This is a genomic window from Nitrososphaerota archaeon (genome assembly GCA_029785825.1).
In the GTDB taxonomy this organism is placed as follows: Archaea; Thermoproteota; Nitrososphaeria; order Nitrososphaerales; family Gagatemarchaeaceae; genus UBA183.
This window is the reverse complement of record JAFLYY010000002.1, coordinates 85,043-97,051: the sequence shown is the minus strand read 5'-3', so window position 1 is coordinate 97,051 and position 12,009 is coordinate 85,043. Positions and strand designations below refer to the sequence as shown.

The window sequence follows — 12,009 nt, the reverse complement described above, 5'->3', positions numbered from 1 at the left end:
GGCTCTTCTTCAGGTCCTTGAGCATCTTCTTGGCCGCTGCGCAGACCTCGTCGTAGGTCTCATTTACCCTCTCCAGCTCTATCAAATATCTAGCCATTATCTCACGCTTCCGATTTGGTTCCTTTGGCGTTATTGGGCTCGGACTTGCCGTATGCTCGTGCAAGAGTGTCTGCCTTTGTTCCCTGCCGCAGGAGGATCTCGCTGATGACAGAAGTGCCAATGATGACTCCTACGGAATACCAGCGGAGGTCCATGATGAAGAACAGGGATAGAGACGCTGCCACTCCTATGAAGAAGACCAGCACTCCTACGATAGCGATATTTTCAAGCCTTTTGTACCGCTTCTCTAGCTGTGGATCATCGAACTTTGGTCTCGACACGAACTCTGAGTCTTTTGCCGCCAATTCAGGTCATCTCTGAAGCTTGCCGGTGAACCTTCTGCCGTTGATGGAGAACGCGATGGTGTCGTTGTTAAGGTTCCAGACCACTACTTCACGCCCCGACGCGTAATACGACTCCCCCACTATAGGGTACCGTGACCATGCCAGTACGGCGTTGATAGCGCTCATTGCCTCATCAGTAGTCACGGGAACATCCTCAATCACTTCACTTACTCTCATTTCTATCATCTCTCAAGACATTCTTAACGGTGGTTATTGCTCTTCGTCCTCTTCGCCCAATTCATAGTCTTCAGGGTAGATCACGTCATCCCCGGGGGCGTAATTGCTTGACCGCATGAACTCTAGAGTGTGCTCGCCGCAGTAGTGCCCTAATAGGTCCCCAATCTTTAACTTGAACTCGGGGTCGTTAGGGCATTTCGTGTCAGGCTTCTCGATCAATCTATCACACATGTACTTCACCTAAGCCTTCTTGACGTCTAGTATCATACGGAACAGCTCTGCTTGCTCGATCGCGTCGTCGAGGGCGTTGTGGGTGTGTTTTGAAGTAGTAACAAACCCGGAATCGTGGATAGCCCTTTTGTTGGTCTGCCGCCAGGGTTTTCCGAATTTGCCCATGTAAACCCCCTTCATATCGATGGCGTTGATGCCAAGCGGGTTGTAGCCAATGTATGTGTGGAAATACCAAGAGATGAACAGGAAGTCACTTGGTGCGTTGAAGAATACACCAATGGGCTTTCCTGTTACATGATTCTCAAGCCATGCCGCGAACTCTCTCATTGCAACCTCTGGTGACGATCCGGATGCATTGCATTTGCCGAGAAACTGGTCCCCAAGCACTTGCCTCGCAGAATCAGTGGTTGCAGAGTCTTCTAGTGGTTTGATCTCTACATAGAACTTGACTTCGGGCCTGTCGACCAAGCACGCTCCTATACTCAGCAGCGAGTATTTCGGTGGAATCGGTCCCGTGTACTCGGCGTCGATACTCACGTACAGTTTGCGTTCATCGTTTTGCATTCCATTTCACCAGTATTGTTACTTAAAACGGAGATTAAATCAGACCAAGTAGTGTGTTTGGGTCGTTGATTGATACAGGCGACAGCGTTGTGAAGTCTAGCTCTGTATGATAATACCCTTCAGTCGATGACCACCAACGTGGGCTGAAGAGGCACCCAAAGTCTCGAACCAGGACCGTTTGTTTAGTCGATCGGATTTTTGCTTTGAATACGCCGGTTTTGCGTCCTTCCATCAACCTGTCTATCTTGTTCCTATTCTTCTTTGCGTAGTTCCTTCCAGCCCACGCGAGGTAATGATTCCCTTGGGAGTAGGCGGTCAACCCACGTGCCTGAAGTTCTGCTAATGCATCATGATAATCTGTAAGACAAGGCCAGCCGTTCAACCAGCTGGAGCTCCGCATTGGGAGAAGCTTATTTAGTGAATTCTGAATGAAGGTTACGTCTACTGGGCCACCGCGCTCGTATATGATATCAATGCAGAGGTCTTGCAGAGTTCCGATTAGTACTGATTTGTCTTCTGGCATTGTGTAACACACTTATCCAATCTGCCCGGGAAGCGCATGGTTCCTGATTCTGGCAAGTTCAACGTCATCGATCCACTCTGACTCGTCAAATGCTAATCCCAGCTTAGAGGCGGCTTCGAGCACGGCTTCGTCTTTCTTGGGGTCTAACAAAACTGCTCTGATAGACAACACGTCTATTGTGGTGTTGTCCAGCCAGGGAACGTTGCGTGTCTTCCACCGGTAGACGATAACGTTGTCAACACTTTTCAGAACTTCTTCTAGCTTCTTGTGCTGTGCCAATGTGACTGTGTCGTCACCGGAGGCACAAACAAACTCTAATGCTTCGTACACGTTCCTTCACTCTAGGAGACGTGCGAGTACTTCGGGGTCGGCCACTCCTGTGTGAGACCGTACCTTTCCTGGCTCTGGGGCCGTGGAGACAATCCAGTCCTCGAATTGGTTGAGGGCACTTGTCGCGTGGTCCAGGATTGGTTCTGTGAAGCCAATATTACCTTTGGTGTCTTGCAACTCCCACGCGCTTTCCATAAGCTTCCGATATGGTTCCAGTCTGCCATCTATTGATGTCTTCATGGTTTTCCCGGTTCCTTTACGTGCCCGATCAATGATAGAAAGATCGTTGAGTCAATAGACTGCTGTTTGACTGTTTTTGGTGTGGTCTTTCCTTTGACCTTTCTTGGCATCTCTATCAGTATGCCACCGTTTCGGTACCTTATCTTGGCGGGTGTTTCGTGGCTGTTGTTGAAGTTGAACTCGAAGAACACACCTATGTTTGGCCCTTCCAACCTCACTTCGTCCTCTGAAATAAGGCGGACCTTGACGCTTGGGCTCTTTCCCATGTTAACCATGTTTGTTGGTCTCCTCATACATGTGTCACTGCAGCAGACTGGTGAGTATAGCCGGATCACCGACTACCCGAGTGGGCTTTGCCCCAGGATTGGTTCTCGAAAGTCGTTCTAATACAGCCAGCTGATGGTCTGCCGTTTCCTCGGTCACCATTTTTCTGACGGCCGACGCCGCTTTGAGCGCCGTCATTCTGTAGTTCTTGTCATATACAGCTTCTGCAGCCAGCGCTACAGTCATCAAAGCAATCATTGCGCGGACATGATTCGCTTTGTTGGTATTTTCATCATTGGCGATCTGCCCTGAAAGAGAGATTATGCAGGACATGAAATTGTTATCATGAACTGCTTCTGTGACCGCCCTGGCATTCCTGGCCGTGGGGTTTGCCGCCCATTCTTCTACAACGCGAAGTATCGACCGAGGGGTGGTGTCGTGCACTACTCTCTCATATCGGTCAAGAATGTCGTGCGCGCACGATGATGCGAATCTAACTGCAATCACCCTGTTAGACAGGAATTTTTTAGCATATCCTGTTGCTGCCAGTGTATCTGGCATTTCATTCTTATGGGTTATTTTCTTCACCAGAACCATCTCATAGGAGTGTAAGCAGAACGGTTGCATCGATCAAGTGGCTAGTTTCAGCGCATACATGCGTGAAGGGCTCGTCTATGAGCTCGAGATTCTCTAGCTCGTCGAGTGGGGGGCGTCGTAACCAATTGACCCTAGCTGTACGCCCGTTTCTGTTGTCAATCACAGTGGTTACGGTTGCCCGTTCTCCATCCATCTCTGCCCCAGTTATCGTCCCTGTTGCACCGGCATAGCAGTTCGTAGAGTATGTTTTTGTCACTCTCACTTTACGGTTGACAAGAGACGCGAGATCATTTATTTGGCTGACTTTTACCATATTGTCTCGACCTACTGCAGACGTTCGAACTGCTTCAGCAACATCTGGGCTATGAACATGGAAGCTTTGGTGTTGCGGTCTATGTCTTCTGGCCACTCTTGCAGGGGCACCAATGCCGGTCTTGCTAGCCCTTCCTTGTACTTCCAATACTTGAGGAGTTGCGCTCTCGTCGACTTGCCGTTTCCATCATAATAGTATCTACCCATGTGTACAAGAATGTGGTGTGCGACACCAGTCTTCATGTCAGTCACTGTGTACAACCCAGCGCCAGCATAGGACCATATCTTGAGGATCGCGTCAGCCAGTATGCCGCATCCACCGGCCGTCCAAGTACCTCTAGGGAGGACCTTGAACGACTCGTTGGACGTTACGACGTTGTGAATTGCGGTTTCGACCGTCATTCGCGTTTTGGTATGCTTCATGTCAAAGCCCTCGTTACACTTTTCTGCCAGTGGTTATGCCAGTGAGGCAACTGGTTTGATGGTTATTTTCGCTTTGGGCACGGCCTTCTTGTAGGACTGTTCCCACGCGCTCGCCTCTGACTTGGCGACAGTTGCTGCATGCATGCCGTTGACGAATATGTCCACCTGGCATGATACCTGTTCGGCTATTGCCTCTTCGTCCTGGTCAAATGTTTGAGTTCTACTGCCTTGCTCAACGGTGAGTCTTGGGTTGCACCTGTGGCGCACCTTCTCATTGAACCATTCATTACAGTTGGTGCACTGAATGTCTTCGCCGTTTACAACCCTTTCCATGAATTGCCGGTGTTCAGCAGGAGTATCACTATGCTTCAGTTCTTCCAGTTCCCTGAATACGTCCATTTCTTCTACTTCATACATGATGTTTCACTCGTCTTTCACAACAGATTGAGCAGTACTGAAGGATCAACATTAGCTTCGCTAATGGTTGGTACTATCTCGAACGCGAGTTTGCCATGCGGCCCTGTGAGAGGTGTTCTATTCCTTTTCTTCAGACCTAGGTCGTTAAGAGCTACTTCGAGACTTGTGCTGTACCGCTTTGCGGAGCCCAGTTTGATAAACGGGGCTACAACCGGTATGCTAAGGTCAATTTCATCTACGCCACGGTATTCTACAAGTCTGTTCTTTGTGTCTATGCACCACACGTTGTGGTCGAGGACAACAAATGTACCCACCGTATTTTTGTTACTTATGACTCGCTTGTAGCCCTTCATCAAGCCTAGTAATACCTCTGGGTCCATGACCCGCGGGCGATCGGTTTCGTACCGCGCCACGAGCCCTGTTATCTCTCCTTCTATGGATTTGACTTCGGTGTTTGTGTACCCTGCGTCTGTGAGCGTTATGCGGGATAAATCGTCCAAGTACGTTCGGTTCTTGTCGTTTTTGAACACTTGGAATGTTGTTAGATTGCCGTACGACTCTTTCCGGATATCGATCCAATAAGAGGCGGTTTTTCCAACTCTATGCCCCTCCCTGAAGTTGGATACTATGAAATGTTTCAATACTCTCACCGTAGTTACAGGCTCAGGAGTAGTTCTGGGTGCTTTACTAGGTTCACAACGTTCTGGTAACTGCTCCCTGGAGATATGACAACACTAACGCAGAAGAGCTTGGCTACGAGTTTTGCAAAATCTTCGGCGGAGCGCTGGTCATAGACAAGCCTTGGTGATAGTATTATCTGCGTATTCGTGGCGCTGATTCCGAAATACACATCAAGTTTGGTGTCTATGAGTTCTCCTGCAAACACTTCTTTACCATTTGTATTCTGGTAATAGGCATTGATAACAGAGAACCGCCCACACGAGCTCAGCTTTTTCAGTTGATGGAAGAGACGCCCCTTTGGAGTTATCGACACCACCTTCATACTGACAGTGCCGATTGAACCCTTGTCAGTTGGTATGTCCTCTTTGAACAAACCGCACTCGCTTAGATTTCCACTGATTGTGACAGTTGGAGTCAACTTCATGCCTCCGTCGTGTACTTCGCGTTCTGTGTTTCCGTTGGAAAGTTTTTCATGGTAACAAGCCTCTGCCTAGTAGTTGTCATTGCTATCAAAGATCTTGATCTCCCCGTTTGCGTTGAAGAACCACCGTTCCTTCAACAGATAGTCAAGGCGTGAAAGCGATTCTCCCCTAGCATTCAGAAGGAATACGAGGTCGCTAATTGCGGAATTCCCTTGCATAAGGTCTGCCAATGAAGCGGTGTTAAGTGTAAAGATCAGTTGTTGTTCGACAAGCTCTCGAGTATGGGTGTTGTTCCAAAGTGCCTGGAGACCATCACGTATGATGCCCATGTCATCTTCGGCAAAGCCATAGGGGAGCATAGTTCTGGAATCCACACCTTTGCGTGTCCAGTCCATCTCTCCCTTCGAGGGGTCGCCCTCAGTCCATTCGGGGATTGTGTCAATCTTGTGGGCGCCAACTTCTATTTCTCTTTCGATCTGCTCCCAATCACCAGCAGTTTCAATCAGCCGGTGTGTCCAGTTGGTCGTCCCACAGCTGCAGCGCCAGAATGTTATGGCACCCTTTACGGAGCCTTCGTCAAAGACAAAGATGTACCGGTCCTTCTCGGAAATCTCGTACAGCCATTTGTTGCACCCCACACATTTGTGGAGTCTGGCATACCTGGCGCCTCGTTTGTACTTTGGCCTGAACATAATTCCTTGCATTGGCATTGTTACATTATCTCCTTAGAGGAGCACCAAGAACGTAGTAGGATTAACATCGCGTAGTGATGTGGCTCCGGTAGTAGTGTCGTATCCCACATGGTCGATCTTCAATCTTGTCAAGATTGTGCCGACCTCCTTCCTGAAGTTGGGCTTGACGACCTCACGGACTTCGACATCCATGACACCCTTCGATAGCACCATGTAAGTTGTTCCCGAATTACCATAACTATTTCGCTTGTTAGTCTCTGCCATTAATGCGGGACTTATCTTGGTCTCGAACCAGCGCCAGCTTTCATACGATAGGTTAGCTAGCGATTTCTTGGCTTTCTCTGACATGAGCCAGACGTTACCAGTTGGCTCGTAACTTCCCATTTCCACTTCTTGGAGAATATACGCTCTCATGGGCTACTACCACGTGTTATTCTTCGTACTTCAGGAGATATTCGGGGTTTAGGACCTTGAAGCTCAGGCGGCCAATGTCAGGATCGCGGGTTTCTTCCAATGACCTGACAACGACACCTTCTGCCATAACATCGGGTGCTATTACTGACTTCCGCGTAGCGAACGCTACCAGCTCATCTACTGTTTGCGGCAACGCGAAGTTCGTACTGATGATTGGTACTGTCTCGACGCCGATCTTCTTGCAAGCAGAAACAAAATCACTGCATGAGAGGTATTCGCTTCTTGCTGTATCATAGGCGGTGTAGAAGAGAATTTTGTGCCCCTTGATCTTGAGCTTATTGCCACTTATTCCTTCTCCCGCAAGTTCTCCCTGCAGTGATATGGTGCCGCCCAAGGCTTGCAGCTTCGCTTTCATGTCTAGCGCATTTGCTGCTTGCCAATAGGTGTTGAGTTTGCCCTCCTGAAGGTTCCAGTTCCTCGAGCAGACGTTCAGCTCGCCATCTTGCAAGAACACCGTGACCGAACTTCCGTCGACTTTTTCTGTAACGTAGAAGCGGGTTTCTGCGTATTCCTTCAATTTGTCTGGGTGCGACTGGATTCTAGGCTCGTCTGATTTCGGTATGAACGAGGGGAACTCTCCCTTTACATCACCCTCCAGCGAAGCTGGAATTGGCGCTTCGTACTTAACTACACCCAACACAGAGGTAATGTCCGAGCCGACTTCGGTATTGTCATGTAAGCCTAGCTTGCTCAATGGCAGTGCGAGCCCTTGTGATATCTGCCCTCGAAGCCTCACAGTTCTGAGCCTGTATCCGACGATCTCTTTGTGGTCATGAATCATCTTCTTCGTGCCGTGCTTTGCGAGGAACTCGAATTCTGGGGTCGTCGGCAGAAATGAATCTACTTCGAAATACGCGCATTTAGACCCGGTCTGGAATTCCCCCTTCCCAACGACAACGTGCCACCCAAGGACCGTAGCGACTTCGACCCTATCTGCTCCCGCGATTGGTTTGATGTCGTTTACAGTCTGAACAGTAACCAGTTTTCTTGACCGCTCTTCTTGTTTTCCTTCTATACTCTGCATCTACAAGATCACCCAGACTACTCGTTTGTTGAGCACTTCTTTGGCGTAGACCCCGGTCCAACAACCTCCGCTGCTCAGATGCGGTGGTCTCTTTTCTCCACAGTGTTTGCATGAAGTACTCGCTTTGATAGCCACGACGAACATGATGTCTGCAGCTTTGGCTATCTTGATATTCCTGGCCTTGAATCCGATTTTTCCGTGGCTGTTAGCCCATTCGTTGATCTCTGGTGGGAAGATCTCGGTGGCGTAGGAGTGGGGGTATGTTAGGGCGTTCTGCTCAGCGTAGATGTCAATCCCTCCAGCTCGCCTCTTCGTCCTCTTGCCACAGAACTCACACTCTGTGTAGGCGGTCCCCTCTACCGGGAAGTCGCTGGGCAGGAATGACCGTCTACCGCAAGCGTCGCACACGGAGACGGGGCAGCGCCCTGACACGAGGGTCACCCCTTCTGGAGTCGGGATATGTTCGAAATCGGCAGCGAACAGCCCATCATTGCCCATCGATTTTACGAGGATCCCTGACTTGGCGTTGGAGAGTATGGCGCCGCAAGTACTGTAGGCCTGGACTGCTTTGCCCCCCAGCTTCCACTCTTCGGGGCCTACGATGCCCACTTTCAATTGACCCATGTTAAGATCCCTGACCTAGAATGCCGACTTCGATTTAACAGTCGGATACCGACCCAGAAACCTTTCTTTGCCTATGCTGATCGTGGGTGCCCAGGCAAGAGACGAGGGAAGTTGTCGAGCGCATCATTTCTGATCTGCTTATCCATCTTTGCCGCACACTTGATTTCGTCTCTTACTAGCGCTTCTTTCCAATCTTCCATTTCTTGTCATCTTCCTTCAAATCAATTCGTCGCAGACGCACTCATCGGCTCCAGTGTTCTCGGCATCACTCTTGCCGCATCCTTCACAGGCGTATCTCGTGTTGCCGGCTAGTAGCTTTCGGCTGCACCAACAACGCATACCGACATCCTGGAAGTGTTCAGTTGGCTCGGTCGAAGGGTCCCATGGCACTGTTACTTCGCCTCAGGTTCTCCGCACTTGTCGCACTTCGTGTAGAGCCAGTAGTTGCAGTCAGAGTCTTCGTCACCAAACTCTGCGTGGACTAGTCCGTCACATCCCTGGCGGCCGCACGATTTGGGATAGTTGTACGCTCCACCACACCAGCCTTCGTGGCAGCTCTTGTCATCTACCAGATGCACACGACCGTCCACTTCAATTGATGGGACCCAATCCATGTGCGGGCAGATGATTGGCCGCTTCGCCTTGACTGCTGCATACGCATCAACGAGTGATGTCTTGTTCTCCCTGTGAAGATACCATGCGATGGCAAGCGGGCTCCTGTCCCTTCCCAATGCGCAGTGCACCAAGACCAGTTCTCCAGATGCCAGTAGCATCGAGATGGTGTTGGACACTGCCTCGAGGGACTTCGTGTTGTCTCTGCACTTTGTGTCGTCGATGGCATGACTCCCGCAGTCAATGTCCATTATTGGTATCCATATTCGCTCTGGTACTCGCGGGGTGGGTTCTTGCGTCATCACACAAATCACCCTCCCGAGTTTGTTTGTGAGCCACTTCTCAGCATCGTTATAGTCGCCAAGGTATAGGTTGTCAGCTATCTGTGTCTCCATTTTCAACACCTAGTTTCTCTTCGTGAGACATCCGGTTATTTGATAAGGGCTAAAGGCGCTTCCGTGACGAAATGCCCAGATTCTTTTGAGTGAGCCGTAGCGCCCCCTTCGAACATTGTTGCGTATGGGCATTCACTACAACTGAACCTAGGCGGTGGTAAGGCGATTACCCGGTTCTCAGGTTGTGGCAGCTGTACTGCGTTGTTTGTCATGATGGTTGCCTGCGTTACTTATTACTCCTAGTGGGGCTTTTGAGAGGTTTACAACAATGAAACCACCTCTGTAGAGTCGGTCTATGAATGCCTGGACTCTCTTTTCTTCAGAGAGGTGCTTCTTCTCGTCAATGTTTTGGAACTCGGTAATGAGTTGTTTGACTTGGTGAGGACCGTATGTCAGGAGCATGAGGTACTCGCCATTGTTGTCTATCATGAAATACTTGCCTTCATATGCCAGGTTTCGCTGGTCTGGTTGCTTGGAGGAGAGCGCTGGAGCGGGCTTCTTGCTCATTCTGCCTCCCCTCCAATGAGTTCAAGGAATGAAGCTGGGTCCTTGACGATGGTTTCAGCGATTCCTCCATTGGCTTGTTTTGACTCTGGCGCATGTTGATGCTGGGCGTTCTTGCGTTTGGCGCTGTTGACTGCTTTCATGGATTTCCTTAACAGCCTATAGCCCAACTTCACGTCGGCCATATTTCTTAGAGCGGCGTCATCAAAGCTTGTATCTTCCAATTTTTCTCTGCCACCTTCACATGAATACTACTACGTGACTACAACCGTTAATGTTCATGGGTTTGATTTCCCGCTCCTTAGCGTGTTGACCGCCGCCAAGAACGTGTTGCGTTCCTTGTCGACGACGTCTGTCCATTTTGCTTGTCCCTGTGCAACTTTTTCCATCTCCTTTTCTATGCGTGAGGTGAACTCTGTTGATGTATACTCTGGCCATGCCTTGGCGAGAAGCCCAATCAGCTTCATGCCTCTGTCTGATGGTGTGAGGACGCCTCCAGGGCTACGGGTAACGTAGTTTCTGTTCTTGATCGTCTCGATGATGCTAGGTCTGGTGGCCTTGGTTCCTATGCCCGCCCTCTCCATTTCTGCTATGAGAGAGCTTTCGGTGAACCTTGACGGAGGATCTGTGGTTTTCTCAACTAGCTTCACCCACTCTACAGGATATACCTGGCCTTGGATGAAATCGTCGATGGCTCTCAGCTTCGGCTGGTAGTAGAACACCTCATAGAATCCTTTTTCTGCGAGGCGTCTCCCATCTGCTTCGAAACTCTGACCTGAGATTTGACCGCCGATGTCTATGTCAGCGAACTTCGCTGGAGGATAGAAGATGCTAAGGTAGTGTCTGAGTACCAAGTCGTATACCGCCATTGCCCTTGCGTCCTTGTAGGACGTGAGCCCCGCAATCGGCGTTAGCGGTTCGTGGTCGGGGTTTGCCTTCCCGTTTGTGAATTGGGGCTTGCCCAGAACGGTCCTCTTCGACATAATGTAATCTATCGAAGCACTCAGGTTGCTTGATTTCAGCTTCTGAAGGTTGGCAGTATGGTCGAAAGCCGGCGAATAAGCCTGGTTGTCGACTCTTGGGTACGTAATGGCTGCGTCCAAGTAGAGTGCTTCGGCAATGTTGAGAACTTCGTTAGGGGTATAGCGAAGGACACCAGAACCGGCCTTCAATAATGCGGTAGTGTTCATGGGAGTAGGCGGTAGCATCTGGGATGTCTTTGAGACAACGCCTTTGCATGTGAACTCCTTTGCTCCTTTCACGGAATCGTAAAGTGTTTGGGCTTTGACCTTGTTTTCAAACGATTTCCCGGCGCTGTGGAAGATGGTGTTGAGGACTTTTGCTTCTACTGCCCAATACTTCTTGCTGGCGAACCCCTTTATTGCGTTCTCACGCTCTACCAGGATCCTCAGAGTTGCTGTTTGGACTCGACCGAAGCTTATTACACTGTCGCCGAAGAGGGACTTGTAATTGAGGGTCAGAATCCTTGTCCCTGCAAAGCCGGTTGCGGCGTCCAGTTTTCGTCTTGCTTCGACCGAAAGTGCCATGTTCTCATCAAACTTCCGGAGCTTTGAGAACGCAGCTCTGATGTCGGAAGGTACTGTGGTCGTCAGCCAGAGCCGGCTGATTGGCTTCGAGACATGGTTGGCCCTGAGAATATCGACTACTTCGAGGCCGATGTTCTCTCCTTCGGAGTCCGCATCACACGAAATCACGATTTCTGATGCCGCACTAGCCAGTTGCCTGATCGCCGCCACATAGGCAGGTGCCTTTACTTCCTTGACGAGGGCCTTGGGATCGGTAAGAATGTCAGTTATGCTCTCATCAGTCCATTTAGAAAGCCTGGCTGGTGTGGTGTAGTTGGTGATGTGACCGCTCAGGGAAAGAATCGTGTAGTTGTCTACGTTGTAGACCTTTACCGATGAGTTCCCCGCCCGCACGATCGAAGTAGTGAAGTGGCCGAGGGCCGCAGCCATCGTGATGGCAAGCTTCTCTTTTTCTACGATTACTAGCTTCATGTTTTCTTCCCCATTCATATGTAATGGCAAGCCTTGGATAAA

19 protein-coding genes are annotated in these 12,009 nt (G+C 50.0%); all 19 read right to left on the bottom strand.

Going from position 1 to position 12,009, the window contains the following annotated elements; all coding sequences use genetic code 11:
* Nucleotides 1–101: 101 nt before the first annotated feature.
* The 19 genes from JRN21_09745 to JRN21_09655 all read right to left on the bottom strand — a co-directional run bounded on the left by JRN21_09745 (nt 102) and on the right by JRN21_09655 (nt 11,967).
* The gene (locus tag JRN21_09745; GenBank protein ID MDG6989582.1) at nt 102–404 is read right to left on the bottom strand and encodes a hypothetical protein; all 303 of its coding nucleotides are present in this window, start codon (nt 402–404) and stop codon (nt 102–104) included.
* Nucleotides 405–410: 6 nt separating this feature from the next.
* Nucleotides 411–620 carry a hypothetical protein gene (locus JRN21_09740; protein MDG6989581.1) on the bottom strand — a complete coding sequence of 70 codons (210 nt, stop codon included), beginning with the start codon at nt 618–620 and terminating at the stop codon, nt 411–413.
* A 33-nt stretch (nt 621–653) separates the two neighbouring features.
* The gene (locus JRN21_09735; GenBank protein MDG6989580.1) at nt 654–860 is read right to left on the bottom strand and encodes a hypothetical protein; all 207 of its coding nucleotides are present in this window, start codon (nt 858–860) and stop codon (nt 654–656) included.
* The gene (locus tag JRN21_09730) at nt 861–1,415 is read right to left on the bottom strand and encodes a 3'-5' exoribonuclease (protein ID MDG6989579.1); all 555 of its coding nucleotides are present in this window, start codon (nt 1,413–1,415) and stop codon (nt 861–863) included.
* 535 nt (nt 1,416–1,950) lie between these two features.
* The gene (locus JRN21_09725) at nt 1,951–2,217 is read right to left on the bottom strand and encodes a hypothetical protein (GenBank protein MDG6989578.1); all 267 of its coding nucleotides are present in this window, start codon (nt 2,215–2,217) and stop codon (nt 1,951–1,953) included.
* Nucleotides 2,218–2,504: 287 nt separating this feature from the next.
* The gene (locus tag JRN21_09720) at nt 2,505–2,783 is read right to left on the bottom strand and encodes a hypothetical protein (protein ID MDG6989577.1); all 279 of its coding nucleotides are present in this window, start codon (nt 2,781–2,783) and stop codon (nt 2,505–2,507) included.
* Between the two features lie 25 nt (nt 2,784–2,808).
* Entirely contained in the window at nt 2,809–3,369 is a 561-nt protein-coding gene (locus tag JRN21_09715; protein ID MDG6989576.1) for a hypothetical protein, read from the bottom strand.
* Between the two features lie 324 nt (nt 3,370–3,693).
* Nucleotides 3,694–4,104, bottom strand: a complete 411-nt coding sequence (locus tag JRN21_09710; GenBank protein ID MDG6989575.1) for a hypothetical protein — start codon at nt 4,102–4,104, stop codon at nt 3,694–3,696.
* Nucleotides 4,105–4,137: 33 nt separating this feature from the next.
* The gene (locus tag JRN21_09705; protein ID MDG6989574.1) at nt 4,138–4,521 is read right to left on the bottom strand and encodes a hypothetical protein; all 384 of its coding nucleotides are present in this window, start codon (nt 4,519–4,521) and stop codon (nt 4,138–4,140) included.
* A 17-nt stretch (nt 4,522–4,538) separates the two neighbouring features.
* Nucleotides 4,539–5,162 carry a hypothetical protein gene (locus tag JRN21_09700; GenBank protein MDG6989573.1) on the bottom strand — a complete coding sequence of 208 codons (624 nt, stop codon included), beginning with the start codon at nt 5,160–5,162 and terminating at the stop codon, nt 4,539–4,541.
* Nucleotides 5,163–5,176: 14 nt separating this feature from the next.
* Nucleotides 5,177–5,620 carry a hypothetical protein gene (locus tag JRN21_09695; GenBank protein MDG6989572.1) on the bottom strand — a complete coding sequence of 148 codons (444 nt, stop codon included), beginning with the start codon at nt 5,618–5,620 and terminating at the stop codon, nt 5,177–5,179.
* Between the two features lie 72 nt (nt 5,621–5,692).
* The gene (locus JRN21_09690) at nt 5,693–6,334 is read right to left on the bottom strand and encodes a hypothetical protein (GenBank protein MDG6989571.1); all 642 of its coding nucleotides are present in this window, start codon (nt 6,332–6,334) and stop codon (nt 5,693–5,695) included.
* A 15-nt stretch (nt 6,335–6,349) separates the two neighbouring features.
* Complete coding sequence (locus tag JRN21_09685) at nt 6,350–6,730, bottom strand: hypothetical protein (GenBank protein ID MDG6989570.1); 381 nt, start codon at nt 6,728–6,730, stop codon at nt 6,350–6,352.
* A 16-nt stretch (nt 6,731–6,746) separates the two neighbouring features.
* Entirely contained in the window at nt 6,747–7,814 is a 1,068-nt protein-coding gene (locus JRN21_09680; protein MDG6989569.1) for an RNA ligase (ATP), read from the bottom strand.
* Nucleotides 7,815–8,438, bottom strand: a complete 624-nt coding sequence (locus JRN21_09675; protein ID MDG6989568.1) for a hypothetical protein — start codon at nt 8,436–8,438, stop codon at nt 7,815–7,817.
* Between the two features lie 392 nt (nt 8,439–8,830).
* Entirely contained in the window at nt 8,831–9,451 is a 621-nt protein-coding gene (locus JRN21_09670) for a dual specificity protein phosphatase family protein (protein MDG6989567.1), read from the bottom strand.
* A gap of 171 nt (nt 9,452–9,622) precedes the next feature.
* Complete coding sequence (locus JRN21_09665) at nt 9,623–9,952, bottom strand: hypothetical protein (protein ID MDG6989566.1); 330 nt, start codon at nt 9,950–9,952, stop codon at nt 9,623–9,625.
* Complete coding sequence (locus JRN21_09660; protein MDG6989565.1) at nt 9,949–10,173, bottom strand: hypothetical protein; 225 nt, start codon at nt 10,171–10,173, stop codon at nt 9,949–9,951. Before JRN21_09660 ends, JRN21_09665 begins: the two co-directional genes overlap by 4 nt.
* Before the next feature lie 54 nt (nt 10,174–10,227).
* Nucleotides 10,228–11,967 (bottom strand): type IA DNA topoisomerase, encoded by a 1,740-nt coding sequence (locus JRN21_09655; protein ID MDG6989564.1) that lies wholly within the window; start codon nt 11,965–11,967, stop codon nt 10,228–10,230.
* Nucleotides 11,968–12,009 lie beyond the last annotated feature (42 nt).

Bases quoted from the DNA above. Each gene is read 5' to 3' on its own strand.
- JRN21_09680 (MDG6989569.1), bottom strand. From the start codon at position 7,814: ATGCAGAGTATAGAAGGAAAACAAGAAGAGCGGTCAAGAAAACTGGTT.
- JRN21_09730 (MDG6989579.1), bottom strand. From the start codon at position 1,415: ATGCAAAACGATGAACGCAAACTGTACGTGAGTATCGACGCCGAGTAC.
- JRN21_09720 (MDG6989577.1), bottom strand. From the start codon at position 2,783: ATGGTTAACATGGGAAAGAGCCCAAGCGTCAAGGTCCGCCTTATTTCA.
- JRN21_09705 (MDG6989574.1), bottom strand. From the start codon at position 4,521: ATGTATGAAGTAGAAGAAATGGACGTATTCAGGGAACTGGAAGAACTG.
- JRN21_09740 (MDG6989581.1), bottom strand. From the start codon at position 620: ATGAGAGTAAGTGAAGTGATTGAGGATGTTCCCGTGACTACTGATGAG.
- JRN21_09715 (MDG6989576.1), bottom strand. From the start codon at position 3,369: ATGGTTCTGGTGAAGAAAATAACCCATAAGAATGAAATGCCAGATACA.
- JRN21_09690 (MDG6989571.1), bottom strand. From the start codon at position 6,334: ATGCCAATGCAAGGAATTATGTTCAGGCCAAAGTACAAACGAGGCGCC.
- JRN21_09710 (MDG6989575.1), bottom strand. From the start codon at position 4,104: ATGAAGCATACCAAAACGCGAATGACGGTCGAAACCGCAATTCACAAC.
- JRN21_09675 (MDG6989568.1), bottom strand. From the start codon at position 8,438: ATGGGTCAATTGAAAGTGGGCATCGTAGGCCCCGAAGAGTGGAAGCTG.
- JRN21_09655 (MDG6989564.1), bottom strand. From the start codon at position 11,967: ATGAAGCTAGTAATCGTAGAAAAAGAGAAGCTTGCCATCACGATGGCT.
- JRN21_09665 (MDG6989566.1), bottom strand. From the start codon at position 9,952: ATGAGCAAGAAGCCCGCTCCAGCGCTCTCCTCCAAGCAACCAGACCAG.
- JRN21_09685 (MDG6989570.1), bottom strand. From the start codon at position 6,730: ATGAGAGCGTATATTCTCCAAGAAGTGGAAATGGGAAGTTACGAGCCA.